The organism is Shinella yambaruensis, from assembly GCF_050859155.1.
Taxonomy (GTDB): Bacteria; Pseudomonadota; Alphaproteobacteria; order Rhizobiales; family Rhizobiaceae; genus Shinella; species Shinella yambaruensis.
This window is the reverse complement of the sequence record NZ_CP150639.1, coordinates 369,071-395,648: the sequence shown is the minus strand read 5'-3', so window position 1 is coordinate 395,648 and position 26,578 is coordinate 369,071. Positions and strand designations below refer to the sequence as shown.

General features: G+C 67.3%; 25 protein-coding genes. 10 read left to right on the top strand and 15 right to left on the bottom strand.

What is annotated here, in order from left to right; all coding sequences use genetic code 11:
• Positions 1-17 precede the first annotated feature (17 nt).
• The 9 genes from WMC41_RS24220 to WMC41_RS24180 are packed head-to-tail and all read left to right on the top strand — an operon-like array spanning position 18 to position 8,028.
• On the top strand, positions 18-893 hold the full coding sequence (locus WMC41_RS24220) for a sugar phosphate isomerase/epimerase family protein (protein ID WP_432348443.1): 876 nt from the start codon (positions 18-20) through the stop codon (positions 891-893).
• On the top strand, positions 890-1,675 hold the full coding sequence (locus WMC41_RS24215) for a 6-phosphogluconolactonase (protein ID WP_432348441.1): 786 nt from the start codon (positions 890-892) through the stop codon (positions 1,673-1,675). Before WMC41_RS24220 ends, WMC41_RS24215 begins: the two co-directional genes overlap by 4 nt.
• Positions 1,672-2,616 carry an ROK family protein gene (locus WMC41_RS24210; protein WP_432348440.1) on the top strand — a complete coding sequence of 315 codons (945 nt, stop codon included), beginning with the start codon at positions 1,672-1,674 and terminating at the stop codon, positions 2,614-2,616. Before WMC41_RS24215 ends, WMC41_RS24210 begins: the two co-directional genes overlap by 4 nt.
• On the top strand, positions 2,613-3,686 hold the full coding sequence (locus tag WMC41_RS24205) for an ABC transporter ATP-binding protein (protein WP_244766503.1): 1,074 nt from the start codon (positions 2,613-2,615) through the stop codon (positions 3,684-3,686). Before WMC41_RS24210 ends, WMC41_RS24205 begins: the two co-directional genes overlap by 4 nt.
• Before the next feature lies 1 nt (position 3,687).
• On the top strand, positions 3,688-4,596 hold the full coding sequence (locus tag WMC41_RS24200) for a carbohydrate ABC transporter permease (RefSeq protein WP_244766502.1): 909 nt from the start codon (positions 3,688-3,690) through the stop codon (positions 4,594-4,596).
• A 1-nt stretch (position 4,597) separates the two neighbouring features.
• Positions 4,598-5,437: a carbohydrate ABC transporter permease gene (locus WMC41_RS24195; protein WP_244766501.1), complete on the top strand. Its 840-nt coding sequence runs from the start codon at positions 4,598-4,600 to the stop codon at positions 5,435-5,437.
• A 29-nt stretch (positions 5,438-5,466) separates the two neighbouring features.
• Positions 5,467-6,552 carry a Gfo/Idh/MocA family protein gene (locus tag WMC41_RS24190; RefSeq protein WP_432348438.1) on the top strand — a complete coding sequence of 362 codons (1,086 nt, stop codon included), beginning with the start codon at positions 5,467-5,469 and terminating at the stop codon, positions 6,550-6,552.
• Between the two features lie 32 nt (positions 6,553-6,584).
• Entirely contained in the window at positions 6,585-7,154 is a 570-nt protein-coding gene (locus tag WMC41_RS24185; RefSeq protein WP_432348437.1) for a TetR/AcrR family transcriptional regulator, read from the top strand.
• 28 nt (positions 7,155-7,182) lie between these two features.
• Positions 7,183-8,028: a cupin domain-containing protein gene (locus WMC41_RS24180; protein WP_432349310.1), complete on the top strand. Its 846-nt coding sequence runs from the start codon at positions 7,183-7,185 to the stop codon at positions 8,026-8,028.
• Between the two features lie 203 nt (positions 8,029-8,231).
• Here WMC41_RS24180 and WMC41_RS24175 read toward each other — a convergent pair whose 3' ends face one another.
• Genes WMC41_RS24175 through WMC41_RS24155 form a run of 5 tightly spaced genes read right to left on the bottom strand, consistent with a single transcriptional unit; the run spans position 8,232 to position 14,443 of the window.
• Complete coding sequence (locus WMC41_RS24175; protein WP_432349309.1) at positions 8,232-9,962, bottom strand: acetyl/propionyl/methylcrotonyl-CoA carboxylase subunit alpha; 1,731 nt, start codon at positions 9,960-9,962, stop codon at positions 8,232-8,234.
• Positions 9,963-9,972: 10 nt separating this feature from the next.
• Complete coding sequence (locus WMC41_RS24170; RefSeq protein ID WP_432349307.1) at positions 9,973-11,565, bottom strand: 5-oxoprolinase/urea amidolyase family protein; 1,593 nt, start codon at positions 11,563-11,565, stop codon at positions 9,973-9,975.
• A gap of 7 nt (positions 11,566-11,572) precedes the next feature.
• Positions 11,573-12,382 (bottom strand): putative hydro-lyase, encoded by an 810-nt coding sequence (locus WMC41_RS24165; RefSeq protein WP_432349305.1) that lies wholly within the window; start codon positions 12,380-12,382, stop codon positions 11,573-11,575.
• 9 nt (positions 12,383-12,391) lie between these two features.
• Positions 12,392-13,159 (bottom strand): LamB/YcsF family protein, encoded by a 768-nt coding sequence (locus WMC41_RS24160; protein WP_288079339.1) that lies wholly within the window; start codon positions 13,157-13,159, stop codon positions 12,392-12,394.
• 18 nt (positions 13,160-13,177) lie between these two features.
• Positions 13,178-14,443, bottom strand: a complete 1,266-nt coding sequence (locus tag WMC41_RS24155) for an NRAMP family divalent metal transporter (protein WP_272807843.1) — start codon at positions 14,441-14,443, stop codon at positions 13,178-13,180.
• Positions 14,444-14,686: 243 nt separating this feature from the next.
• Between WMC41_RS24155 and WMC41_RS24150 the strand changes: the two genes are divergently transcribed.
• Complete coding sequence (locus tag WMC41_RS24150) at positions 14,687-15,349, top strand: GntR family transcriptional regulator (protein WP_244766492.1); 663 nt, start codon at positions 14,687-14,689, stop codon at positions 15,347-15,349.
• Between the two features lie 56 nt (positions 15,350-15,405).
• Here the strand turns inward: WMC41_RS24150 and WMC41_RS24145 are convergent, their stop codons facing one another.
• The 10 genes from WMC41_RS24145 to WMC41_RS24100 form a co-directional block, all read right to left on the bottom strand.
• Positions 15,406-15,819 carry a type II toxin-antitoxin system VapC family toxin gene (locus WMC41_RS24145; protein ID WP_272807842.1) on the bottom strand — a complete coding sequence of 138 codons (414 nt, stop codon included), beginning with the start codon at positions 15,817-15,819 and terminating at the stop codon, positions 15,406-15,408.
• Positions 15,816-16,064 (bottom strand): type II toxin-antitoxin system VapB family antitoxin, encoded by a 249-nt coding sequence (locus tag WMC41_RS24140; RefSeq protein ID WP_288079336.1) that lies wholly within the window; start codon positions 16,062-16,064, stop codon positions 15,816-15,818. The genes WMC41_RS24145 and WMC41_RS24140 overlap by 4 nt, the downstream gene beginning before the upstream one ends.
• A 70-nt stretch (positions 16,065-16,134) precedes the next feature.
• Complete coding sequence (locus tag WMC41_RS24135; RefSeq protein WP_432349327.1) at positions 16,135-17,739, bottom strand: GMC family oxidoreductase; 1,605 nt, start codon at positions 17,737-17,739, stop codon at positions 16,135-16,137.
• A 17-nt stretch (positions 17,740-17,756) separates the two neighbouring features.
• On the bottom strand, positions 17,757-19,286 hold the full coding sequence (locus tag WMC41_RS24130; RefSeq protein ID WP_432349302.1) for an FGGY-family carbohydrate kinase: 1,530 nt from the start codon (positions 19,284-19,286) through the stop codon (positions 17,757-17,759).
• Between the two features lie 29 nt (positions 19,287-19,315).
• On the bottom strand, positions 19,316-20,158 hold the full coding sequence (locus WMC41_RS24125) for a class I fructose-bisphosphate aldolase (RefSeq protein WP_432349300.1): 843 nt from the start codon (positions 20,156-20,158) through the stop codon (positions 19,316-19,318).
• Entirely contained in the window at positions 20,131-21,879 is a 1,749-nt protein-coding gene (locus WMC41_RS24120) for an FAD-dependent oxidoreductase (protein ID WP_432349298.1), read from the bottom strand. The genes WMC41_RS24125 and WMC41_RS24120 overlap by 28 nt, the downstream gene beginning before the upstream one ends.
• A 12-nt stretch (positions 21,880-21,891) precedes the next feature.
• Positions 21,892-22,887, bottom strand: a complete 996-nt coding sequence (locus WMC41_RS24115) for an aldo/keto reductase (RefSeq protein ID WP_432349296.1) — start codon at positions 22,885-22,887, stop codon at positions 21,892-21,894.
• On the bottom strand, positions 22,884-23,891 hold the full coding sequence (locus WMC41_RS24110) for a sugar-binding transcriptional regulator (protein ID WP_272807836.1): 1,008 nt from the start codon (positions 23,889-23,891) through the stop codon (positions 22,884-22,886). The genes WMC41_RS24115 and WMC41_RS24110 overlap by 4 nt, the downstream gene beginning before the upstream one ends.
• Before the next feature lies 1 nt (position 23,892).
• A complete protein-coding gene (locus WMC41_RS24105) occupies positions 23,893-24,882 on the bottom strand; it encodes an ABC transporter permease (protein WP_244766484.1) in 990 nt (329 codons plus the stop codon).
• Between the two features lie 22 nt (positions 24,883-24,904).
• Positions 24,905-26,425 carry a sugar ABC transporter ATP-binding protein gene (locus WMC41_RS24100; RefSeq protein WP_244766655.1) on the bottom strand — a complete coding sequence of 507 codons (1,521 nt, stop codon included), beginning with the start codon at positions 26,423-26,425 and terminating at the stop codon, positions 24,905-24,907.
• Positions 26,426-26,578 lie beyond the last annotated feature (153 nt).

Genomic DNA, 26,578 nt, shown 5'->3' with positions numbered 1-26,578 from the left:
AACCCAAGGAAAAGACAGTGAATATCGCGATCGCACCGTGCTGCTGGGGCGTCTACTGGCCCACCGGCAACGACCTCGGCTGGACCGATTACCTCGACCGCATCGTCGCGGCCGGATACCGGCATACCGAACTCGGCCCCTATGGCTACTTCTCCACCGATCCCAAGGTGCTTTCGCACGAACTGAACCGCCGCGGCCTCTCCGTGGTCGCGGCGGCCCATGTCCACACGCTGGCGGACGCCGCCACCGCGGACGCCCTGGCCGAACGGACGCACCAGATCTGCACACTGCTTTCGGCCGTCGGCGGCACGCATTTCATCCTGATGGACGAGTCGGAATTCTACCCGAAGGACCGGATGGGCATCGTCGGCGAGGACGGCTGGCGCGCCGTCGTCGAGCAGACCCTGCGTTCCGCCCGGATCGTGCGCGACTACGGCCTGCACTTCAGCTTCCACCCGCATGTCGGCACCTGCGTGGAGCATGAGGACCAGATCGAGCGACTTCTCGCGGAGACCGATCCCGGCCTCGTCGGCCTCTGCCTCGATACCGGCCACCACGCCTATTGGAAAGCGGACCCGAAGGCGTTCTTCCTGCGCCACAAGGCGCGCATCAACGCCATCCATCTCAAGAACGTCGACGGCGCCTTCCGCGAGAAGGTGCTGGCGCAGAACATCCATTGCGACCGTGCCTTCGAGGACGGCATCATGACCGATCTCGACCGCGGTGCGGTCGACATCGCCGATTTCATGCGGACGCTGCTGGCGAGCGGCTATGACGGCCCGCTGGTCGTCGAACAGGACCTTGCGCCGAACCATCCCGAGACGCCGGAGGCGATCGCCGCGCGGAACTTCGCCTTCGTCTCGGCTTTGCTTGCGGAGCGGACCGGCCGATGAAGACCATGATCCACGACACGCCCGAGGCGATCGGCGCGCATCTTTCGGCCCGCATCCTCGCGGAAATCGGCGCCGCCAATGTCGCCGGCCGGCCTTATGTGCTCGGCTGCCCGGGCGGGCGCAGCCCGATGCCCGTCTACCAGGCGCTGGAGCGCCAGCTGACCGCCGCCCCTGTCGATTGCTCCCGCCTCGTCATCGCGATGATGGACGAATACCTGCTGCCGGACGGCGATGGCCTCAGTCCGCCCGCCGCCTCCGCGCATTATTCATGCCGCGGCTTCGGCGAGCGCGAGATCGTCGGGCGTATCAACCGGGCACTGCCGGACGCCCTGCGCATGCCCGAGACGAATTTCCGCATGCCCTCGCTCACCGATCCCGCGGCCTATGACGGCGAGCTCGCTGCCCTTGGCGGCATCGACCTGTTCCTGCTCGCGTCCGGCGCCGGCGACGGCCATATCGCCTTCAACCCGCCGGGTTCCGCCCGCGACAGCCGCACGCGCATCGTCACGCTCGCCGAGCAGACACGACGCGACAACCTTGCGACCTTCCCGGACTTCCGCGGGATCGAAGAGGTGCCGACCCACGGCCTCACCATCGGCATCGGCTCCATCGCCACGCTGTCGAAGGCCGTCGCGATGATCGTCTGGGGCGACGGCAAGCGCGCGGCCTTCCGCCGCCTTTCGGCAGCGACGGCCTACGATCCATCCTGGCCGGCGACCATCCTTGCCGAATGCCGGAACGACGAGCTCCATGCCGACGCGGCCGCCGGGGCGCGGCCATGACACGGCACGCGATCGGCATCGATGTCGGCGGCACGAAGACGAAGGCCTGCATCGTCCGGCTTTCGGACGGTGCAGTCGTCGCCGAGCGCACCGAGGCGACGCTTTGCCAGAACGGCGGCGGCGCCGTGCTCGACCTCGTCTGCGATCTCGCGGCGGCCATGCAGGATCGCGCGGACGCGCAAGATCTCGACATCGCGGCCCTCGGCATCTGCCTGCCGGAACTCGTGACGCGGGACGGCGAGCCGGCCTCGGCCTGGAATTTCGACTGGCGCGGCCTCGATTACCGCGCCCGCCTTGGCGCCTTCGCCCCCTTGCACATCGACAGCGACGTGCGCGCCGCCGCCTTCGCCGAGGGCTGGATGGGCGCCGGCAGGGGCGTCGATCCCTTCGTCTACGCCACCATCTCCACCGGCCTTTCCCATTCGCTGGTCATCGGCGGCGCGCCTTATGAAGGCGCCCGCGGCTTCGCCATTCATTTCTCCGGCAGCGATATCGTCGCCTTCGACGGTGATGGCCGCGCGGTGCGGCACAATCTCGAGCTCTTTGCCGGCGGCAAGGCGCTCGGCGAGCGCTACGGCGCGCTCACCGGCCGCCCCGACGCCTCGGCGCGCGCGCTGTTCGAGGCGGAGGCGACGGACCCGCGGGCGGCAACGATGGTCGCCGATGCGCTCCTTTCGCTCGCCTCCTATCTCGGCCAGCTCGTCAACACGCTCGACCCCGCCATGCTCGTCCTCGGCGGCGGCATCGGCAGCGACCCCAAGGTGACGCCGCGGCTTTCGGCGCTGACGCGCGGCTTCATCTGGGCGGAGGGAGCGCGGGACATGCCGATCGTGCCGAGCCTCATCGGCGACACCGCCTGCGCCATCGGCGTTGCGGCACTCGCGGCCCGGGCGAGCGGCACGATCGCGGAAAAGACAATCAGCAAGATGGAACGGCCATGAGCGGTATAGATCTCATCAATGTCGTCAAACGGTTCGGCGCGCTGACGGTTATCGACGGCGTGGACCTTGCGATTGCCGAGGGCGAGTTCGTCGTCTTCGTCGGCCCTTCGGGCTGCGGCAAGTCCACGCTGCTGCGCATGATCGCGGGGCTGGAGGAGATCTCCGACGGCGAGCTGCGCATCGCCGGCAGCCGCATGAACGAGACGCCGCCGGCAAAACGCAACATCGCCATGGTCTTCCAGTCCTACGCGCTCTATCCGCACATGAATGTCGAGCGCAATCTCGGCTTCGCGCTGGAGACCGCCCGGCTTCCCGCCGCCGAAATCCGCGAGCGCGTGACGAAGGCGGCGAAATTCCTCAAGATCGACCACCTGCTCGACCGCCGCCCGGCGCAGCTTTCCGGCGGCCAGCAGCAGCGCGTCGCCATCGGCCGCGCCCTCGTGCGCCAGCAGAAGCTCTTCCTGTTCGACGAGCCGCTGTCCAACCTCGATGCGGACCTGCGCATGGAGATGCGCGTGGAGATCGCCCGCATCCACCGCGAGGTGAAGGCCACCACCGTCTACGTCACGCACGACCAGATGGAGGCGATGACACTCGCCGACCGCATCGTCGTGCTGAAGGACGGCCGCATCGCGCAGGTCGGCACGCCGATGGAACTCTACGAGCGCCCGGCAAACCGCTTCGTCGCGGGCTTCATCGGCTCGCCGCGCATGAATTTCCTGCCGGGCATGCTGGTGCGCGAGGGCGAGGAGAGCGTGCTGTCGCTTGCCGGCGGTCGCCATCGCCTCTCCGCCCACGACTATGCGGGCGATGTCAGCCTCGGCATCCGGCCGGAAGACCTGATCCTCGGCGGGGGCGATGCAACGCTGGAGGCCGAGGTCCTGCTCGTCGAGCCGCTGGGCGGCGAATCCCTCGTCCATCTCAATGTCGGCGACGGCCGCTCGATCGTCGCCAAGGCGCAGGGCAGGCCGGAGATCCGGCCGGGCGCCACCACGGTCGTCGGCTGGAACCACACGCGCGCGCATCTCTTCGACAAGGACGAGCGCGCTCTCAACCCGAGGGGTGCATGACATGGCCACGGGAGCGATACGCATCGGCCTCAATGCCAAGCGGGCGCGCACGGCCTGGCTGTTCCTCGCGCCGAGCCTTCTCGTGCTCTTCGCCGTGGCGCTCTGGCCGCTCGGGCGGACCTTCCTCTTCTCCTTCACCGACGCCTTCCTCACCGAGCCCGACATCTACGCCTATATCGGCCTCGAGAACTATTTCACGCTGTTCGAGGATGCGCTGTGGTGGCAGTCGGTCCGCAACACGCTCTATTTCACGGTCGTGTCGGTCTCCATCGAGACGGCGCTGGGGCTTGCCATCGCGCTGCTGCTGAACGCCCACATGTCCGGCCGCGGTTTCATGCGCGCGGTCATTCTCATTCCCTGGTCCATTCCCGTCGTCGTCAGCGCGCGCATGTGGCAGTGGATGCTGCACGACCAGTTCGGCATCCTCAACCATGTGCTGAAGCTCATGGGCGTCATCGACCACGGCATCGCCTGGACGGCCAATCCCGATCTCGTCATGCCCGTCATCATCGCCGTCGACGTCTGGATCACCACGCCCTTCATGGTGCTGCTCATCCTCGCCGGCCTGCAGATGCTGCCGAAGAGCATCTACGAGGCCGCCTCGATCGACGGCGTGTCGGAATGGCGGCAATTCACCGCGCTCACCCTGCCGCTGCTTGCCCCCAGCATCGCCGTCGCTGTGCTTTTCCGGCTGCTCGATGCGCTGCGCATGTTCGACCTCAGCTTCGTGCTGTCCTCGAACAGCGACGACACGAAGACCGTGTCGATCTATGCCCGCGAGGTGCTGGTCAATTTCCAGGACATGGGCGTCGGCTCTGCGGCGAGCGCCGCGATCTTCCTGATGATTGCCGTGGTGACGGCGATCTACGTGACCGTCTTCCGGCTCAACCGCAAGCTCCTGGGGGTGTGACATGGTGCGCAGTGCAACGGGCAGGCGCCTTCACCGCATCGCGATCTACGGGCTCTTTGCCGTGGTCGCGCTCTACACGCTGTTTCCCTTCTACTGGATGATCGCCTCCTCGCTGAAATCCGGCCAGGCGATCTTCGACGTCACCTTCCTGCCGGACCTGAAGTTCAACAATTACGAGGCGATCCTGTCGGACGGCGTGTTCCTGCGCAGCCTCCTGAACTCGCTCATCGTCGCGGCTTCCGTCGTGGCGCTCTCGCTGGGGCTGGCGATCGCGGCGGCCTATGCGCTCGGCCGCATCGATTTCCGGGGCCGCTCGCCGATCATGTTCCTCTTCCTCGCCGTCTCGATGTTCCCGCAGATCGCGCTGCTCTCCGGCCTCTTCGAGATGATCCGCTGGCTCGGCCTCTACAACACGCTCGGCTCGCTGATCTTCGCCTACATGATCTTCACGCTGCCCTTCAACATCTGGGTGCTGACCACCTTCATGCGCAGCCTGCCGCGGCAGATCGAGGAGGCGGCGATCATGGACGGCTGCTCGCCGCTGCGCATCGTGCGCTGCATCTTCCTGCCGATGATGGGGCCGGCACTGATCTCGACGGGCCTGCTCGCCTTCATCGCCTCGTGGAACGAGTTCCTCTTCGCGCTCACCTTCATCCTGACGGACGAGAACCGCACGGTGCCGGTCGCGATCGCCCTCATCTCCGGCTCCAGCCGCTACGAGTTCCCCTATGGCGCGATCATGGCCGCATCGACCATCGTCACCGTGCCGCTGATCGTGATGGCGCTGCTCTTCCAGAAATACATCGTCTCCGGCCTCACCGCCGGAGCGGTCAAGGGTTAGGCCCCTTGCGGGGCAGAAAGGTCTTTTCCATGCGTGTCGTCCGTGTCGGCCTCATCGGCCTTGGCGAGGTGAGCCAGCTCATGCACCTGCCGATCCTTGCCGATCACCGCCATCTCTTCGAGGTCGCCGGCGTCTTCGACGTCTCGCCGAGCCTCGCCGCCCATTGCGCCGGCCGCTATCCCGGCGCGCGCGCCTATGAGAGCGCCGAAGCGCTGCTCGCGGCGTCCGATATCGACGCCGTCTTCATCCTGACGCCCGACCAGACACACCGCCACTATCTCGACCTGGCGCTGAAGGCGGGCAAGGACGTCTTCCTCGAAAAGCCCGCCTGCCTGACGCTCGGCGAGATCGACGACGTTCTGCCGCTTGCCGAAAAATCCGGCCGCCTCGTCTTCGTCGCCTATATGCGGCGCTATTCGGCAAGCTTCCTGAGGGCCAAGGAGATGATGCCGGCAAAGGAGGCGTTGCGCTATGTGCGCGTGCGCGACCTCATTTGCGAAGGCCCGTTCTTCATCCGCCAGACGCGCAACATCTTCTATCCTGATGATCTCGACGGCGCCTTCCTCGCAAAGTCCCGCGCCGAGACCGAGGCGCTGCTGCGCGACGTCGCCGGCAAGGACGCCTCGCCCAGCCTGATGCGCGCCTACCAGGTGCTGACCGGCCTCTCCTCGCACAGCCTCTCGGCCATGCGCGAGCTGATCGGCCTGCCGCAGCGGGTCATCGCCGCCCACCACAAGCAGAACGGCGAGCAGATCGTCGCGCTCCTCGACTACGGCCATTTCACCGCGATCTACGAGGCGCTGATCGACAATGTCGCGCGCTTCGATGCCCGCATCGAGGTCTATTCCGACCGCCGCCGCCTCAGCTTCGGCTACGACACGCCTTACATCCGCAACCTGCCGACCACGCTGGAAGTCACGGACTCGACCGACACCGAGACCGAGACCCGCACCTTCGGTCCGAACTACACCGATCCCTTCGCCATCGAGCTGCGCGCCTTCCACGACCATCTGGTGAACGGCACGGCGCCGAAGACGACGCTCGACGACTCCCGCCAGGACCTCGCCCTGATGGCCGAAATCGTCGGTCGCCTGCGCGAAAGTTCGTCGCTATAGCGGGAAGACCAGCAACAGCATCGGGGTTCGACATGGCAAGACGTGGCACCGCACGGGAACGCATCCTCAGCGCCGCCGAGGAGATCGTCGTCAACGAGGGCGTCTCCTCGCTCACCTTCGACAAGGTGGCGGAGGTGACGGGGCTCTCCAAGGGCGGCATCCTCTACCACTTCGCCAGCAAGGACGCGCTGGTGCGCGCCATGGTCGAGCGCTTCGTCTATCGCTTCGAGACCGGTCTTTCCGGCATCGAGGGCGAGGACGAGGAGCCGCATGGCCGCTACACCCGCGCCTATGTGAAGGCGACGATGGGCGGGGCCGCCAGCACCGGCGACCAGTACGACCGGCTCGGCGCCAGCATCACGGCGGCGCTGTCCAACTTTCCCGACCTGCTCGAAATCGTCCACCAGCAGAACATCCGCTGCCAGGCCGCCGTCGAGACGGACGGCCTCGATCCCGTCGAAGCGACGATCATCCGCCTCGCCATCGAGGGCATGTGGATGGCCGAGGTGTTCAACGTCATGCATCTCGACCCCGCCATGAAGCAGGCCGTCATCGACCGGCTGATCGCGCGCACACGTCCCGCTGGTGCCCCAGCCCCCTAGCTTGCCACTATCTGAAAAGGAGTCTTCCATGGGCTACAAGCCGTCCCCCCGCCCCGTCTTCGACCGGCCGAGCCATATTCCCTATGCCGGCGTGACGCGCCATCTTTGGGGTGAGGAGAATGCCGGCCTCGTCGACGACTGGATCTATGCCTCCACGGAAAACATCCACCAGATCGTCTTCGGCATGCAGCCGGGCGGCTGCTTCAAGCACACCGATGCCTTTCGCACCATCTTCGGCGCGGACGAGCTGCTTTACGTGATCAGCGGCACGCTCGGCCTTGCCAATCCGGAAACGGGCGAGGTCTGCATCGCCAAGCCCGGCGAGGCGCTGTTCTTCCGCAAGGACACCTGGCACCACGGCTTCAACCTCGGCGAGGAGCAGGTGCGCGTGCTCGAATTCTTCGCCCCGCCGCCGGCCAAGGGCACGTCCGGCCCCTATGCCCGCACCAAGCCGCTGCTTTCGGAAAACCGCTACATCCAGGACGAATTCCTCGGCCGCTGGCCGATGGAGGCGGCGGCACAGGAGAAGTCCCGCACCATCCATCCCAAGCGCGATGCGGACATGCTCTGGAGCCTCGACGCCGAGACGCAGGGCGCCTATACCGGCTTCTACTGCGCGACGGACCAGCTGACGGTCGGCAAGACGACGGTGCTCGGCGGCAAGCGCACCCGCATCGAGCGCCACAAGGGCGACGAATGCCTCTATGTCGTCTCCGGCGTGCTCAACATCCACATCCCGGATGCCGAGGGCCAGGCCTGGTTCGAGCTCAATCCGCGCGACGGCTTCTACATCCCCGCCGGCTTCGACCACCAGTATTTCAACATGTCGCACACGCCCTGCGAATTCGTCTTCGGCGTGGCGCCGGATTTTTGATTGGGAAGTGGGCTCTCGAAGACCGAGAGCCGTCAACTCGATGATAAGCATCACCCCAAGCACTCCGTCATCCTCGGGCGCGCCCCGAGGATCCACGCGGCACCCGCGGCTGTGGATGGTCGGGTCAAGCCCGACCATGGCGGAGGAGAGGTATACGGGTTTTGTCCCTGACAGGCTGCCGAAAACCGGAAGCCGGCATCCAATCAGCCTTCGAACACCATCAGCACGTCGCCGGCCTGGAGGTAGTCGCCTTCCTTCACGCGCAGCCTGAGCCGCCCAGCCTTCGGCGCGAGAACCTGCGTTTCCATCTTCATCGCCTCCATGACCGCCACGAGGTCGCCTTCCGCGACGGTGGCGCCGTCGGCGATCTTGAAGGCCTGCAGCGTGCCGGAAACCGGGGCCGTTATGCCATCCTCGGCGGGCCGTCCGCCCTTGCCCGCGGCCGATGCGCTGCCCTGCCCCGCCGCGCCGAGGCCGGCGAGCAGCAGGCTCGGCAGGGCGATCGACACGCGCCTGCCGTCGATTTCGAGATGGGTGCGGACCAGCGTCGGATCGTCGGCCGGCTCCGGCCGGGCCATGGCCTCGGGCATGGCGGCGAAATCGGTCTCTATCCAGCGGGTATGCACCTTGAAGCCGTCCGTGCCGATGAAATCCGCCGTGTCGATGGCAGCGCGGTGGAACGGCAGGACCGTCGCGACGCCCTCTATGCGGAACTCCTTCAGCGCGCGTCGGGCGCGGCGCAGGGCCTCCTCGCGCGTCGCGCCGGTCACGATCAGCTTGGCGACCAGCGAATCGAAGACGCCGGGCACGGTGGAACCTGTAACGACGCCGCTGTCGAGGCGCACGCCCGGGCCGGAGGGCGGATCGAACACGGTGATGGCGCCGGGCGTCGGCAGGAAGCCGCGGCCGGGGTCTTCCGCATTGATGCGGAACTCGATGGAATGGCCGCGCGGTTCCGGCGTTTCCAGCACACGCAGCGGCAGGCCCTCGGCGATGCGGAACTGCTCGATGACGAGGTCGATGCCGGTCGTCTCCTCCGTGACGGGATGCTCGACCTGGAGGCGGGTGTTAACCTCCAAGAAGGAGATCGTGCCGTCGACGCCGAGCAGGAACTCCACCGTGCCGGCGCCCGAATAGCCGGCAGCCGCGCAGATGGCCTTGGCGGCGGTGTGGATCTTCCGGCGCTGCTCGTCGGAGAGGAAGGGCGCCGGGGCCTCCTCGATGAGCTTCTGGTTGCGGCGCTGGGCCGAGCAGTCGCGGGTGCCGAGCACCAGCACGTTGCCATGCTTGTCGGCGATGACCTGCGCCTCGATATGGCGCGGCCGGTCGAGGAAGCGTTCCAAGAAACATTCGCCGCGGCCGAAGGCCGCCGTCGCCTCGCGCACGGCGGATTCGTAGAGGTCGGCGACCTCCTCCATCTTCCAGGCCACCTTGAGGCCGCGCCCGCCGCCGCCATGCGCCGCCTTGATGGCGACCGGCAGGCCGTGCCGTTCCGCAAACGCGACGACCTCGGCCGCCGAGGACACCGGGCCGTCGCTGCCCGCGACCAGCGGCGCGCCGACGCCCTGCGCGATGCGCCGCGCCTCGACCTTGTCGCCGAGCGCTTCGATGACGGACGGATCGGGGCCAATCCAGATGAGGCCGGCACCCTGCACGGCGCGCGCGAATTCGGCACGCTCGGAAAGGAAGCCGTAGCCCGGATGCACCGCATCCGCGCCGGCGCGCCTCGCAACCGCGATCAGCTTTTCGATGTCGAGATAGGTTTCCGCCGGGCGCACGCCTTCGAGCCCGTAGGCTTCATCGGCCAGGCGCACGAACAGCGCGTCCGCATCCGGATCCGCATAGACGGCGACCGACTGGAGGCCGTAATCACGGCAGGCGCGCACGATGCGCACGGCGATCTCGCCACGATTGGCAATCAGCACTTTCTTCATGGCAGTCCTCCTAGCGGGTCGCGGCGATGTCGGCGAAGGGGCCGATCGGGCGGAAACGGATTTTTGCATTGATCGGGATCTGGCCGGCAAGGTCCAGATGGTATTCGGCGACGGCGCCGATGACGGGATAGCCGCCGGTCAGCGGATGGTCGGCAAGGAAGAGCACCGGCTGGCCGCTGTGCGGCACCTGGATGGCGCCCGTCGCCGTGCCTTCGCTCGGCAGTTCCGCGCTGTCCTTGCGCTCCAGCGGCACCTCGCCGGCAAGGCGGATGCCGACGCGGCTCGATTGCGGCGTGACCTGCCAGAGTTGGCTCGTCAGCGTCTCGATGCCCTTCTGCGTGAACCAGTCCGTGCGGGGGCCGAGCACCACGTCGAGCGTCACCACGTCGCCGGCCGAGGGCAGGTCGAAGGCGGGGAGTTCATCCGGCGAGACGCTCGCAAGCCCCGCCTTGCGGCCGCTCAGCGCCAGCACCGTCCCGACCGTGACCGGCTCGGGACCGACGACGGCCAGCGTATCGGTCGCCGCGCTGCCGAGGACCGGCGCGACATCGAAGCCGCCGCGCACGGCAAGATAGGTGCGCATGCCCGCCTTCGGATGGCCGATCGTCACGACGTCGCCGGGCTCCAGCGCGATGGGCTGCAGAATCGAAAAGTCGTGGGCACGGCCGTCCGCATCGCGGACCGTCACGGGACAGGCGGCGCCGGCAAGGCCGATCACGGCGCGCACGTTGCTTTCGAAGGAGAAGCCGCCGAGCGTGAGTTCCAGCGCCGGCGTGTTGGCCGGATTGCCGACGATGCGGCCCGCGGAATTGAAGGCAGCGCGATCGAGCGCGCCGGAGGCGGAAACGCCCTGCCCCGTCTGGCCGAAACGGCCGAGATCCTGGAAGACCGCCGGCATGGGCGCGGCCAGCACCCTGAACTGCGGCGCATCCGCCGCGACGGTGCGGTCCGGCTTGACGGCCGGCTCGGGAATGCTGACGGTCCGGCCCGCGGCCTCCATGTCGAAGAAGCGCACGCGATAGCCGGGCTGGAACAGCGCGCCAGGCTCGCGGTCGATATCCCACATCCGGACCGGCGTCGTGCCGATGATCTGCCAGCCGCCGGGGCTCGCCTGCGGGTAGACGCCGCTGAAGGCGCCCGCAAGGGCGACAGAACCCGCCGGAATGCGGGTGCGCGGGCTCTTGCGGCGCGGCACATGCAAGACCGGATCGCCGCCGACGAGATAGCCGAAGCCGGGCGCAAAGCCGCAGAAGGCCACGGTGAATTCGCTTTCCGTATGCCGGCGCACGACCTCCTCGACGCTGAGGCCGGTCAGGTCGGCGACATCGCGCAGGTCCTCGCCGTCATAGCGCACGGGAATTTCGACCAGATGCTCCGACGGGGCGATCTTCGCCGAAAGGTCGCGGGTGCTAATCCGGGCCGCCAGATCCGCGGCCGTCACCTTTTCGGGACGGAAGCGGATCATCAGCGTGCGTGCGGCCGGCACCATCTCCTCGATGCCGTCGACGGGATCGGCCGTGAGCGCGGCGAAGAGGGCGAGCGTCTCGTCGAGATCGGCAAGCTCGACGAGGACGGTGGTCAGGCTGACGGGAAGAAAGCGCATCGAACCCTCACGCGTGATAGGCGGAATCGGGGATATCGGTGATGAACATGTGGCCCGGCGCATGGGTGATGGCGAAGGGCACGCCGGACGCCATCACGGCCGCCTGCGGGGTGACGCCGCAGGCCCAGAAGACCGGCACTTCGCCGGGCTCGATGCGCACCGCATCGCCGAAATCAGGCTTCCCAAGGTCGGCGATGCCGATTTCCTCGGGAGCCCCGACATGGACCGGTGCACCATGCACGGCCGGAAAGCGGCCGGAAATGGTGGCGGCGTCGGCGACGCGCGAGGCCGGGATCGGCCGCATGGAGACGACCATGTTGCCCTTGAGCCGGCCGGCGGGCCGGCAGGCCCTGTTGGTCAGGTACATCGGCACATTGGTCTTGTCCGTCATGTGGCGGATCTCGATGCCGGCCTCGACCATCGGCGTCTCGAAGGTGAAGGAGCAGCCGATCAGGAAGGCGACGAGGTCGTCGCGCTCCGCCCAGGCCGCCGACGCGTCCGCCGTCTCCTCCGCGAGCCTGCCATCGCGCCAGATGCGGTAGAGCGGCAGGTCGGTGCGCAGGTCCGCGCCGGGCGCAAGCAGCGTCGTCGGCGAGCCGGGATCGGAGACGTCGAGCACCGGGCAGGGCTTCGGGTTGCGCTGCGCATAGAGCAGGAAATCGAAGGCCCAGTCGCGCGGCAGCACGATCATGTTGGCCTGGGTGAAGCCCGGCGCGATGCCGGAGGTGGGCGCGACGAGCCCGCCTCGATAATCGGCCCGCGCCTTGCGGGCGGCCGTGGCGTCGGCATGGTCCAGGAAGGCGATGGGGATCGTCATGGCCGCTCCTTACGACTTGTCGGCGAAGGAGCGGATGGCGATGCCTTCCGCCTCGAAGCGGCGGCGGATCCCCTCTGCGATGGCGACCGCGCCGGGGCTGTCGCCGTGCACGCAGATCGACTGTGCCTCGATGCGGATCGTGTTGCCATCGGTGGCTTCGAGCGTCCCCTCGCGGGCAAGCTGCACCATGCGGTCGGCGATCTTCGCCGCGTCGTGCAGCACCGCGCCGGGCTCGCGGCGCGAGACGAGCTCGCCCTTCGGCGTATAGGCGCGGTCGGCAAAGGCCTCGGCGACGACGGCAAGGCCGGCCTTGCGGGCGAGATCGAGGATCGGCGCATTGGCAAGGCCCATCAGGACCAGCGAGGGATCGACCGCCTTGATGCCGTCGATGACGGCCTGGCCCTGCCTGGCGTCATAGGCGATGCGGTTGTAGAGCGCGCCGTGCGGCTTGACGTAGCGCACCGTCGTTCCCGCCGCGGCGGCGACGCCCTTGATCGCGCCGATCTGGTAGATCACGTCGGCGATCAGCTCCTCGGACGTCGCGTCCAGGTCGCGCCGGCCGAAGCCGACGCGGTCCGGATAGGAGACATGGGCGCCGATGACGACGCCGTTCTTCGCGGCCGCCTGAACCGTGCGGTAGATGCCGGCCGGATCGCCCGCATGGAAGCCGCAGGCGATGTTGGCGGAGGAGACGACGGCGAGCATCGCCGCATCGTCGCCCATGCGCCAGGCGCCGTAGCTTTCACCGAGATCGCTGTTGAGATCGATCGCTGCCATTGTTCCCTCCCCTTTTCCTTAGAGACCGAGCAGGCCGAAGATCGTGCCGGCCGACTTGTAGCCCATATACCATGTCAGCGCGCAGACCAGGACGCCAAGGGCGAGCAGCCAGCGCGGATAGCGATAGCCCCCCATCAGGTCCTCGCGCTTCCAGGCGGCGAAGAGGAAGATGCTGAGGCCGATCGGCAGGATGAGGCCGTTGAGGCCGCCGACGAAGACCAGCATGGCGGCGGGCGGCGTGGTGATCAGCAGGTAGGAGACCAGCGAGATGGCGATGAAGACGACCGTCGCCATGTTGCGGGCGTGCTCGCTGATATCCTGCTTGAAGACGGTGATGAAGGAGATCGAGGTATAGGCCGCGCCGATGACGCTGGTGATAGCCGCTGCCCAGAAGATGATGCCGAAGAGGCGCAGGCCGACATCGCCGGCAGCGGCCTGGAAGGCCTGGGCGGCCGGGTTCGCCGCCTGGCTTGCGGTGTCGATGATGACGCCGCTGGCAACGACGCCGAGGATGGCGAGGAAGAGCACGTAGCGCATCAGGCCGGTCACGGCGATGCCGGTGAGCGCCGCGCGGGTGACGGCCGACAGGTGCTCCTGGCCGACCATGCCGCGGTCGAGCAGGCGGTGCGCGCCGGAATAGGTGATGTAACCGCCGACCGTGCCGCCGACGATGGTGGTGATCGTGGCGAAGTCGATCGTATCGGGCAGGACGGTCTGGAACAGCGCGTCACCCACCGGCGGGCCGGACACGAAGGCGACGTAAAGCGTCAGCACGATCATCAGGATGCCGGCGAAGACGATGAAGCGGTCGACCGCAAGGCCGGCACGCTTCGACAGGAAGATGCCGATCGAGAACACCGCGCTGATCGCCCCGCCGATCTTCGGATCGAGGCCGAAGACCGCATTGAGGCCGAGGCCGGTGCCGCCGATATTGCCGATGTTGAAGAACAGGCCGCCGACGATGACAAGAATGGCCAGAAGATAGCCCGAGCCGGGAATGGCGGCATTGGCGACATCGGAAGCGCGCATGCGCGTCAGCGTGACGATGCGCCAGATGTTCAGCTGAACGACGAAGTCGATGAGGATGGAGGCGAGGATGCCGAAGGCGAAGGCGGCGCCGAGCTTGGTGGTGAAGGTCGCCGTCTGCGTGATGAAGCCGGGGCCGATGGCGGAGGTCGCCATCAGGAAGATCGCGGCGACCAGCGCCGAACGACGGGACTTGACGGTGTGGATGCCCTGCGCGATCACACCCGCGCCGGCAGGCGCAGCTGCATTCTGTTCCATGAGATTTCTCCGCTCTCACACACCCGCCCCTCGCGAGTGATGCATCGTTAAATGATGAACCGTCACACAAAAATGTCAATATTGTTCAACAATATTTCTATATCGTTCCTTATTATTGCCGTTTTACCAATCACATAGCACGGGATTCGCCGCACTTTTCAGCCCCATTGCTCACCCATTCGTGCTATGGCCAGCTTGGAAAGAGGGCGCCCGAGGAAACGGAATCGGGCCGGGGAGACGACGATGACGGATGACGGAGAAGGCCTGCCGCTGGCGGATCGATTGGCGCGGCGCATTCGCACGCTGCTGATCTCGGGGGAACTCTCCCCCGGCCAGCGCCTGTCGGAAGCCGCCTTCAGCGACCGCTTCGACGTCTCGCGCAACTCGCTGCGCGAGGCCTTCCGCCTGCTCACCAAGGACGGGCTGCTGCGCCACGAGGCCAACCGTGGCGTCTTCGTCGCCGTGCCCTCCATGGCCTCGATCATCGACATCTACCGCGTGCGGCGCATGCTCGAATGCGGCTCACTGCGCCAGGCCTGGCAGCAGCACCCGGCGATCCGGGCGATGCGCGCGGCGGTGGAGATGGCGCGCGAGCGGCGTGCCGAAGGCGACTGGATCGGCGTCGGCAGCGCCAACATGATGTTCCATACCGCCGTCATCGACCTTTCCGACAGCGCGCGGCTCAACGAATTCTACGAGCGCATCTCGGCGGAACTACGCCTCTGCTTCGGGCTGCTCAACGACCCGGAGCACCTGCACTCCCCCTTCGTCGATATGAACGACGCCATCACGACGCTCGTCGAGACCAACCGGCCGCAGGAGGCCGCGGCGCAGATGGAGACCTATCTCAACCTTGCCGAACGCACGATGCTGAAAGCGCTGGAGCGGGCCTCCGAACTGGCCTGACGAGATCCGGTCCACGCGACGGCAGCACGGCGCTTCCTTGCGATTCACTTCGGTCGTCAGAATGCCCAGGGATCGACGAGTTCGACGCCGGTGCCGGTAAAGTCCCGGATGTTGCGCGTCGCAAGCCGGCCACCGTTGACGCGGGCGATCGCGGCGATCATGCCGTCGGGCGCCGTCATCGGGCGGCCTTCCCGCACCGCCTGCCCCATGATCTCGCCATAGGCAAGGGCCGCCGCCTCCGTCAGGCCGAAGATCCGCCCGGCAAAGCGGCGGCGCCATTCGGCCAGCCCCTGCTCCAGCCGGTCTGCCCGCTCGTCCGGCCTGATCTTCCGGATACCGAAGGCGATCTCGGCAATCGTCACCGTCGGCAACGCCAGTTCGGCGTCGAAACGCACGAGCCAGGCGAGCACGCTTTCCGACGGCGCCTTCTTCAGGGTCTCGGACACCACGTTCGTGTCGAGGAAGATCACAGGTCGAGCCCCTCGTGAGGCGTGCGATGTTCGCGGATCGCGGCTTCCAGATCGACCTCCGCGCCGAAATCGGCGGCAAGCCGCCGGTAGAAGCGGGCCGCCGGCTCGCTGCCGGCCTCCCGCACCGCATAGGCCTCCAGCGCCCGCTCGACGATATCGGCGATCGTGCGGTTTTCCCGCCGCGCGAGGCGGTGGGCGAGGTCGCGGGCGCGGGCGCTGCGGACGGAAAGCTGCGGTTCTGCCATGATGGCCTCCTTCGGCGGAAACATAGTGCCGCGCAATCTTGCCATCAAGATGGCAAGCGATGGCAAACCATCACCTCGTTGCCAGGATCGCTTCCGCCGCCTTTTCCGCGATCATGATCACCGGCGAATTGGTGTTGCCGGAGACGATGCTCGGCATGATCGAGGCGTCGACGACGCGCAGCCGGTTCAGGCCGTGCACGGCGAGCTTCGTGTCCACCACCGCCATCGGGTCGCTGCCCATCTTGCAGGTGCCGACGGGGTGGAAGATGGTGGTGGCGATGTCGCCGGCCCGGCGGATCAGGTCCTCCTCGCTCTCGTATTCCCGGCCGGGCAGCATTTCCTGCGGGCGGAACGGCGCGATCGCCCTGGTCTGCATGAGGCTGCGGGCATGGCGGATGGATTTCGCCGCAAGCAGCCGGTCGCCGGCCGTCGAGAGGTAGTTCGGGCGGATTTCCGGCGCCTCGGCAAGGTCGCGGGTCGTCACATGCACCGTGCCGCGGCTTTCCGGCCGGAGGTTGCAGACCGAAACGGTGACCGCCGGGTAGCGGTGCAAGGGCTCGCCGACCCGGTCGGTGCTGAGCGGCTGGACGTGATATTCGAGGTCGGGCGTCGCGACGGCGGGATCGCTCCTGGCGAAGATGCCGAGCTGGCTCGGCGCCATGGAGAGCGGGCCGGAGCGGGAAAACGCATATTGCAGGCCCATGCCGGCCCGGCTGAAGAGGTTGTGGTAGAGCTGGTTCAGCGCGCGCGCGCCCTCGATCCGGAAGACCGTGCGGATCTGCAGGTGGTCCTGCAGGTTCTCGCCGACGCCGTTCAGTTCATGGCGCACGGGAATGCCGAGGGCGGAAAGCAGGCCCGGCCGGCCGATGCCCGACAGTTCCAGGATTTTCGGCGAGTTGATCGCGCCGGCCGACAGCACCACCTCGCGCGTGGCGCGGGCAAGGCAGATGCGGCCCCGCAGGCGAAAGCGCACGCCGGTCGCCGTCCTGCCGTCGAATTCCACCCGCTCGGTCTCCGCCCCGGTCAGGACACGCAGGTTCGGCCGTTTCATCGCCGGCCGCAGGAAGGCCTTCGTGGTGTTCCAGCGCAGGCCGCCGCGCTGGTTGACCTCGAAATAGCCGGAGCCCTCGTTGTCGCCGTCGTTGAAATCGTCGGTCTTCGGAATGCCGAGTTCCTCGGCCGCATCGCGGAAGGCGTCGAGGATCGGCCAGGAGAGCCGCTGGCGCTCGACGCGCCATTCGCCGCCGGCCCCGTGCAGGGCGGATTTTCCGCGGTAATTGTCCTCCGACTTCAGGAAATAGGGCAGCACGTCGTCCCAGCCCCAGCCGGCATTGCCCGCCTGCCGCCAGCCGTCATAGTCGGCGGCCTGGCCGCGCATGTAGATCATGCCGTTGATCGACGAGCAGCCGCCGAGCACCTTTCCGCGCGGGTAGTTGAGCATACGGCCGTTGAGGCCGGCCTCCGCGGCCGTCTTCATCATCCAGTCCGTGCGCGGATTGCCCATGCAATAGAGGTAGCCGATCGGCACATGGACCCAATGGTAGCGGTCCGAGCCGCCGGCCTCGATGAGCAGCACCCGGTTCTTCGGATCGGCCGAAAGCCGGTTCGCCAGAACGCAGCCGGCCGAGCCGGCGCCCACGACGATGAAATCGTAGCTGCCCTCGTCCACCGCCATTTCCTGTCCATCGACGGTCACGCTGCAACTCCTGGTGCCATGTCCCGAGACGCCGAGAGCCGCCGCCACAGCGGCGTCATGGCTTCGCCGATGTCCCTGTAGAGGGCGTAGCGCCGGTCGTAATGGGCCGACAGCGCGCCGTTCGGCCTGTAGTGCCGGTCGGTCCGCACCATGGCATTGGCGCCGTCGGTGAAATCGGAAAAGAGGCCGACCCCGGTGCCTGCCGCAATCGCCGCGCCGAGCGCGCCCGTCTCGTGCGAGACGGCGACGGAGACCGGCACGCCGAGCACGTCGGCAAAGATCTGCGGCCAGAGCCTGCTGCGCGCGCCGCCGCCGGAAAGCACCGCCTCCTCGAAAGTCGCACCGGCCTTGCGGATCGCCTCGACATGCTGGCGGTGGCCGAAGGCGACGCCTTCGAGCAGCGCGCGGACCAGATGCCCCCTGGTGTGCCAGCCGGCAATGCCGTAGAAGCCCGCCCGCGCATGGCCGTCCTGCTGGGCGCCGTAGAGATAGGGGTGGTAGAGCGGATCGTCCGCCGCGGGCTCCACCGCCGCGGCATGCGCGCAGCACGCGTCGAAGGGCGAGATGTCCGCCGCGTGGTCGCCCTCGAAGAACTCCCGCACCAGCCATTCGAGATTGGCCGCCGAGGTGGCGCTGTTTTCCATCGCCATGTAGCGGGTCCGGTCGAAGGTCGAGGACATGAAGACGGGACCGTCGAGATCCGGACCGCCGATGACGACCTGGTTGATGCTCCAGGTGCCGGCGATGATCGAGGCGCTGCCGGTGCGCGAGACGCCCGAACCGAGCGCCGAGGCGACGACGTCGAAGAGCCCGCCGATGACGGGCGTGCCCGCGGCAAGGCCGGTCTCCGCCGCCACCGCCGCCGTCACCCGCCCGGCAATGTCGGCGCTTTCGATGAGCGGCGGCAGGAGGTCCATGCAATCGCCGAGGCCATAGGCCTCCATCAGCGCCCGGTCGTAGCGGCGGGCCGCAAGGTCGATGAGGCCGGCGCCGGACATGTCGGAGACCTCGCTGACGCGCTGGCCCGTCAGGCGGTTGACGACGAAATCCTTGGAGAAGAACACCGTGCCGATGCGCTGGAAGAGCTCCGGCCTGTAACGCTTCAGCCAGGTGAGCAGGGTCGGCGTCTGCGACGGCCAGGGGCGCTGGCGGGCGATCGGATAGGTCCGGTCGCCGACACCCTCGGCCAGCCACGCCTCGACGAGGCCGGTCGCCCGCGTGTCGAGCGACTGGATGCCGATGAGCGGCTCGCCCGCCCGGTCGAGCGCATAGAGCCCGTTGCCGTGGCCGGCACAGCCGATGGCGGCGATGTCGCCGGCCGCAATGCCCGCCTTGTCGAGGCAGGTGTGGATGACGTGCCGCGCATTGGCCCAGAGTTCGCCGAGATCGCGCTCGACATGGCCGGGGCTCGGCATGCGACTATGGCCCTCCTCGCCCGCATGCGCCAGCTCCCGGCCCGTCCGGTCGAAGATCACCGCCTTGATCACGGTGTTTCCGGCATCGAGCCCCAACAGATAATCCGTCATGCTGAACCCCTCCCAAGGTTCGTTTCACCCTATCCCTGCCGGTAAAGCGCGAAAGCCTCTTCGCCGCTCGCATCCGCATGGATGATCGCCATCAGGCCCCGCACCACGGCGCTCGGATTGGCGTGCTGGTAGATGTTGCGTCCATAGACCATGCCCACCGCGCCCTGCCGCATCAAGGCCGCGGACTTGTCGAAGACCGCGCGAAGGTCCTCCTTGCCGCCGCCACGCACGAGGACCGGGCAGCGCGCCACCTCGACGACGCGGTGGAAATCCTCCGCATTGGTGGTCGGGTCCGCCTTGACGATGTCGGCGCCCATCTCGCGGGCAAGCCGCGTCAGGGTGACGATCTTCTCCGCATCGCCATCGACCATGTAGCCGCCGCGCTCCGTGACGGGCTGCATGACGAGCGGCTCGATCATCAGCGGCATGCCGTATTTCTCGCAATCCGCCCGGACGCGCGCGATGTTCTGCACGCACTGGCGGAAGAGGTCGGGCTCGTCCGGCAGCATGAAGAGATTGACCACCACGCAGGCCGCATCCATCTCCAGCGCGCCGATGAGCGGTTCCGCCTCATTCTGCAGCACGGCCCACATGTCGCGATGGCGGATGCGGTTATAGGGATTGCCCATGTCGATGCGCATGACGAGGGCGGGCTTGTCCTTGCCGGAAAGCCCCTGCAACAGGTCGGCCTGGCCGTAGTTCATCTGGATCGCGTCGGGCCTCGCATCGACCAGCGCCTTCACCACGGCCGGCATGTCCTCCAGCCCGTCGAGGAAGGACGGCTCGTTGCACACGCCGTGATCGATCGCCACGTCCAGGCAACGACCGTAGCCGAACAGCCGGTTCATCCGGACCTTGCGGTTGTCTCGCATACATCACTCCTTTGTTCGTTCCGTGCGGAAAGGGTTTCCTCCGCGACGCCGTGGCGCTCGCGCAGGAGGGTCAGAAAACGGCATCGCTCCTCGGCCCTGCGCGCCGCGGGCCAGCCTTTTTCGGCAGCCAGCACGTCGAGTGCGGCCTCCGTCATGGCGAGCGAGAGCTCGCCGGTAATGGCAAGCGCGGTGCGGCGCAGGAGCAAATCATCCAGATGCTCGACCGCTTCGCAGCGGATGAGGCAGAGAAGTTCGCGGGCGCTGTAGGCCGGATGGGGCATGGGATGATCCGGTCCGGCGGCGATGAAAAGGGCGATGTCGCGCGCATCCGTGCCGTAGCGGGCAAACAGCGTCGCGGCCCGTTCCAGGGAAAGGCCCGTCGAGGCCGAGAGCGCCCGTGCCCAACCGTCGCCGTCCTCCGGATAGTCCCGCCCGCCGCCGAGCGGACGATCCGCCGTGTCGATGCGGCGCGGCAGGCCGAGCCGGTCGAGCGCCATATCGGCGGAAAGTTCGCCGAAGGAGCGGAACGTCGTCCATTTGCCGCCGATCATGCACAGCACCGGCGGCCCGCCGTCGCGCCCTTCGAGAACGGTGCAGAAGTGGTCGCGTGGAATGCGGCCGGTAAAGCTGTCCTTGCTCGCCGGCAGCGGGCGCACGCCGGAAAACTGGAAGACGATCTCCTCCGGACGTATGCGGATGCCCGGCAGCACGAAGGCGAGCGATTGCAGGATGTAGTCCCGCTCGTCCGCCTCGCAGCGCACCGTGCCGGGATCGTCGACGCGGATATCCGTCGAGCCGACCAGCACCTTGCCGAGATAGGGGAAGAGGATGCAGATGCGCCCGTCCTCGTTCTCGTAATAGATCATGTGGCCGTCGAGCATGTCGCGCAGCGCCGGATTGTCGATGATGAGATGCGAGCCCTTCGTGCCGCCCATCAGCGGTTCGGGCCGGCTGTCCGCGAGAAAGAGGCTGGCATTGGCGATGTCGACCCAGCCGCCGGTCGCGTTGACGATGATCCGCGGCTGAAGAGCGAGCGCCTCGCCGGTGAGGCCGTCGTGCAGCCTGTAGCGCCCGCCGCCGGTCGCCTCGATCGTCGCATAGTTGAGCGCCCGGGCCTGCTCCCCGCCGGAAAGGCCGTCACGCAGCACCTCGATGCCGAGGCGTTCGGGATGGCTGACCCAGGCGTCGTAATAGGTCGCCGAATTGCGGATCGCCGGGTTGAGCGCCGGCCATTTTTCGAGTGTCGCGCTACGGCTGCGGAACTGGTGCCTCGGCATCAGCGCCCGCTCGCGCGTCAGGAAATCATAGATGCCGAGCCCCGTCTTGATGGCGATCGCGCCGCGGCGGCTGGGGCGGCGGGTGAGGCCGAGGAAGCGGACGATGCCGTTGGCAAGGCCGGAGAAGATGCCGAAAATCGGCACCGCGGTCGGCAGCGGCGCGACATAGTGCGGCGCATTGCGCAAGAGACGGTCGCGCTCGACGAGGGATTCCCTGACGAGGCTGAACTCGCCGTTTTCGAGATAGCGCAGACCCCCGTGCACCATGCGCGAGAGGGCGGCGCTCGCACCGGAACAATAGTCGGCCTTCTCGACGAGGAGCACGTCGACGCCCTGCAGCGCCAGCTCGCGGAAGACGCTGAGCCCGTTGATGCCGCCGCCGAGGACGCATACGTCCACCTTCGGGCTCCGGCGCAGCCCGTCCAATGTCTGTTTCCGGTTCATGATGGCAGTCCGTTATCCGTCCATGGAGACGAGGTGCGCCGTAATGGCGGTGTCGATGGCCGCCAGATCGTCCGTCGCAAGCCGCAGCGTGCCGGCCCGTGCATTGTCGAGCGCCTGTTCCGGGTTCCTGGCGCCGCAGAGCGCGAAGGTCACGCCCTCCTGCGCCAGCGTCCAGGCGATCACGACCTGGGCGATGCTGGCCTCATGGCGCTCGGCGACGGGGCGGATGGCGTCGGAAAAGGCCTTCGCCTTCTGCCGGTTGGCGACGGAGAAGCGCGGATTGTCCTTGCGCTGGTCGTCGCCGGAGAAGACGCGATCCGGGCCGATCGTGCCGGAGAGCAGGCCGAGCGCCAGCGAGGAATAGCTGAGCGTCGCCACGCCGTTTCGAACGGTGAGCGGCAGCAGGTCCGCCTCGATCTTGCGATCGATCATGCTGAACCGCTCCTGGATCGCGTCGAGCGATCCGGTCTCAATGTACTGTTCGAGCTCCGACCGGTTGACATTGCTCGCGCCGATGGCGCGGATCTTGCCGGCCGTCTTCAGCTCTTCCAGCGCCGCGACCGTCTCGGCGATCGGCGTCGTCGCGTCCTGCCAGTGGGTGATGTAGAGGTCGATATAGTCCGTGCCGAGCCGGCGCAGGCTCTCCTCCACCTCGTGGACGATCGCGTCCCGGCCGAGATAACGATGGACCGGCCTGCCGTCCTGGTCGAAGAAGTGGCTGCCCTTCTGCGTATGCCAGACGAGGCCGCATTTCGTGGCGATCACCGCCTTGTCGCGGCGTCCGGCGATGGCCTTGCCGACGATCTCCTCCGCGCGGCCGAGGCCATAGGCGGGCGCCGTGTCGATGAGCGTCACGCCGGCGTCGAGCGAGGCCTCTATGGCGGCGATGGATTGCGCCTCGTCCGTGCCGCCCCACATCCAGCCGCCGATCGCCCAGGTGCCGAGGCCGACGGCCGACGCCTTGACGCCGGAGCGCCCGATGTCGCGGATCAATTGTTCGCCGCTCATGCGGAAATCCCTTCTTCGGATGCCAGTTCAAGAATGCGCGCGCCGGTCGCCTCGTCGGTGACGAGCGTGTCGAGATGATCGCCGCGCAGGACGCTGAGGATGGAGCCGGCCTTGTTGAAGCCGCTCGCGACGCCGATCTTCGTCGGGATCGAGGCGAATTCCGGAAGCGTCAGCGAGACCAGCGCACGGTTGAGGCTGTAGTCGCAGAGCCTGCCTTCGCCGTCCAGAAGATGGGCGAGAAGCTCCGAGCTCGCGCCGGAATGCTCGATGGCCTTGCGGTCCTCGCTCGACGAGGGATGCAGGTCGTAATAGGTCGAGTCCGGGCTGAGGATCGAGCCGATGCCGACGACGGCCACCTTCGCCTCGCGCGCCCGCTGGAAGACGTCGGCGACGGAGCGCATGTTCATCAGCATTTCCCGCTGCTCGGCATCGTCGGCAAAGAGCGGCGCGTGGATCTGGTAGGAGCGCCCGCCGAGCCGTTCGGCCATCAGCGTCGAGACATGGTTGACGTCCGTATAGTGTTTTCCCTGCACGCAGCCCGTCGCGGGGATGACCTCGACATCAAAGCGGCGCGGCGCCTGCAGGCCGGCGACGACGGCGCTGACCCCCTTGCCGCCGGTGATGCAGATCGTGTCCCCGTCGGCAATCTCTTCGAGCAGCAGGCGGGCGGCGGCCTCCCCCACCGCCTGCAAGGCGGTCTGCGGATTGTCGGAGACGGTCGGCACCACGACGGCGCGGCTGATGCCGCCGAGCGCCAGAAGCCGCTCCTCCATGTCGACCAGCGGCTCGACCGGCGACTTGATCTTGATCTCGACGAGGCCGAGCTGGCGGCCGCGCTTGATGAGGCGGTTGACGGTGGCGTGCGACAGGCCGAGCCGGTCGGCTATCTGCGCCTGCGTCAGGCCTTCCAGGAAGTGCAGCACGAGCGCCTGGTGCATCTGGCGGGCGATGACGATCTCTTCGCGCGGCGCCGTGGTCTTGGGTTTCAACTTGGCGATCGGCATGTCAGGCGGCCTTCCGCTTGTGCAGGAAATGATCGATCGAGACGGCGGCGAGCAGGATGCAGCCCTTGATCATGTCCTGCCAGTAGACCGAGACATTGAGCAGGATCAGCGAAGAGGTGACGACCGAGAGCAGCGCGATGCCGAGGATGGCGCCGAGGATGGTGCCCGAACCGCCATTGAGCGAGGCCCCGCCGATCACCGCTGCCGCGATGATGTTGAGCTCCATGCCGACGCCGAAGGTGGGGGTCGCCGCGCCAAAGCGGGACATGTAGATGACGCCTGCGACACCGGCGAGCGTCGAGCACAGCACCGTCACCCAGAACTTCACCTGGTTGGTCTTGATACCGGAATAGAGCGCGGCCTTCTCGTTGCTGCCGGTGTAGAAGACCTTGCGGAAGGCGGTCGCCCGGCGCAGCAGGAAATCGAACAGGATGACGACGGCGACGAAGATCAGGATGACATAGGGCACGCCGTAAAAGGTGCCCTGCCCCACCGCCTTGAAGCCGGCCGGCAGCGTGAAGAGCGAGAGCGGCGTGCCCTTGGTGATGATGAGGCAGAGGCCGCGCACGATCACCATGGCTGCCAGCGACGTGATGAAGTGGTTGAGGCCGACGACCGTCACGAAAAAGCCCATGGCGGCGCCGATGGCGCTCGAGGCGAGGATGCCGACCAGCGAGGCCGTCCACGGATCGAGCCCGGCCAGGAACAGCGAGCCGGACAGCACCATCGCGAAGCAGACGACGGAGCCGACCGCAAGGTCGATGCCGCCGACGATCAGGAGGATCGTCATGCCGACGACGACGATGCCTTCCACCGAGAAGCTCATCAGCATGGCGCGGAAATTGCCGAGCGTCAGGAAGTGCGGCGAGGCGAAGCTCATGATCACGCAGAGCGCGAGGATGATCGCGATCAGCCCGGCCTCGCGCATGGTGCCGATGCGCCTGAAGGACGATGTCTTCGGCGTGCCCGCCGCCATCGTGTCGATTGCCATTCCCGTCTCTCCCAGTTTCTTCTCACGCGGCATGGTTTGCCGCCCTTGCCGTGCCCAGGCCCGAAGCGAGCCGGATCACGGCCTCCTCCGTCATCTCCTTTGCGCCGAGTTCCCCCGCGATGCGTCCCTCCCGGACGACGAGCACGCGGTCGCAGAGCCCGAGCAGCTCCGGCATTTCCGAGGATATGACGACGATGCCGATGCCCGCGCGCGCAAGCTCGCGCAGCAGGCGGTGAATTTCGGTCTTCGCGCCGACATCGATGCCGCGCGTCGGCTCGTCCATCAGGATGACCTTCGGCTTGACCGCGAGCTGCTTGGCGATGGCCACCTTCTGCTGGTTGCCGCCGGAGAGCGATTTTACCGGCGCGTCGATGCCGCCCATGCGCACGGCGAGGCGCTTCGCAAAGTCCTCCGCCAGCGCCGCCTCGGCGCGGCGGTCGAGCAGGCCGAGCGGACCCGTCAGCGATTTCAGGTCCAGGACGGAGATGTTCTGCGCGATGGAAAGGTCGAGGAAAACGCCCGATCCCTTGCGGTCCTCGGAGAGGTAAACGATGCCGGCCTTCACCGCATCCGCATAGGCGCGGATCGCCTGCGCCGCGCCATGCAGGCGCACCGTGCCGGCGGTGTGCGGCCGCAGCCCGCAGATACCCTCGGCGATCTCCGTACGGCCGGAGCCGATGAGGCCGCCGATGCCGAGGATCTCGCCCTTGCGCAGGGTGAAACCGACGGCGTGGAAACGGTCGCCGTCACCGAGGTCATCGACTTCGAGGATGGTCGCGCCCGGCTCCGTATCGAGCTTGTCCGGATAGAGCTGGGTGATCTCGCGTCCCACCATGCGGCGCACGACGTCATCCGGCGTGATGTCGGCGATGCGGTCGGTACAGACATAGCGCCCGTCGCGGAAAACGGTCACGCGGTCGCAGAGCGAGAAAATCTCGGCCATGCGGTGGCTGATATAGATGATCGAGATACCGTTCGCCTTGAGGTCGCGGATGATGGAGAAGAGCTGCTGCGCCTCGGTTTCGGTGAGCGCGGCAGTGGGCTCGTCGAGGATCAGCACGCGGCAGTCGAGCGTCAGCGCCTTGGCGATCTCGACGAGCTGCTGGCTGGAAATCGGCAGGTCCGCCACCTTGCGGCGGACGTCGATGGCGGCAAGGCGGTTCATCACGGCCTGCGCGTCGCGCTCCAGGGCGCGGTAATTCATGAAGGGCGAGCGACGACGGTTGGTGGCGGCCATGAACATGTTTTCCGCCACGCTCGCATCCGGGCAGAGCGCGATTTCCTGGTGGACGAGGCCGATGCCGAGCGCCTGGGCGGCGGCAGGGGATGCGATGCGCACGGCCTTGCCGTCGACGCGGATCTCGCCCTCGGTCGGCTGCAGGACGCCGGCGATGATGTTCATCAGCGTCGACTTGCCGGCACCGTTCTCGCCGCAGAGCGCATGGACCTCGCCGCGTTCCAGCGTGAAGTCGACCTCGGTCAACGCCTTCACCGCCCCGAAATGCTTGGTCACGCCATGAATGGTGAGCACCGGCTCCGCCATCGTCTTTCCTTCCAGATCGTCGTCCATAGCTTCCCCCCTCTGCCCTGCCGGGCATCTCCCCCTCAAGGGGGGAGATCAGATGGGGGGAAGCACTTCGCCCATCATCGGCCGTTTCGATGTGGGCACCGCCCTCCATCTTGCCGATCTCCCCCC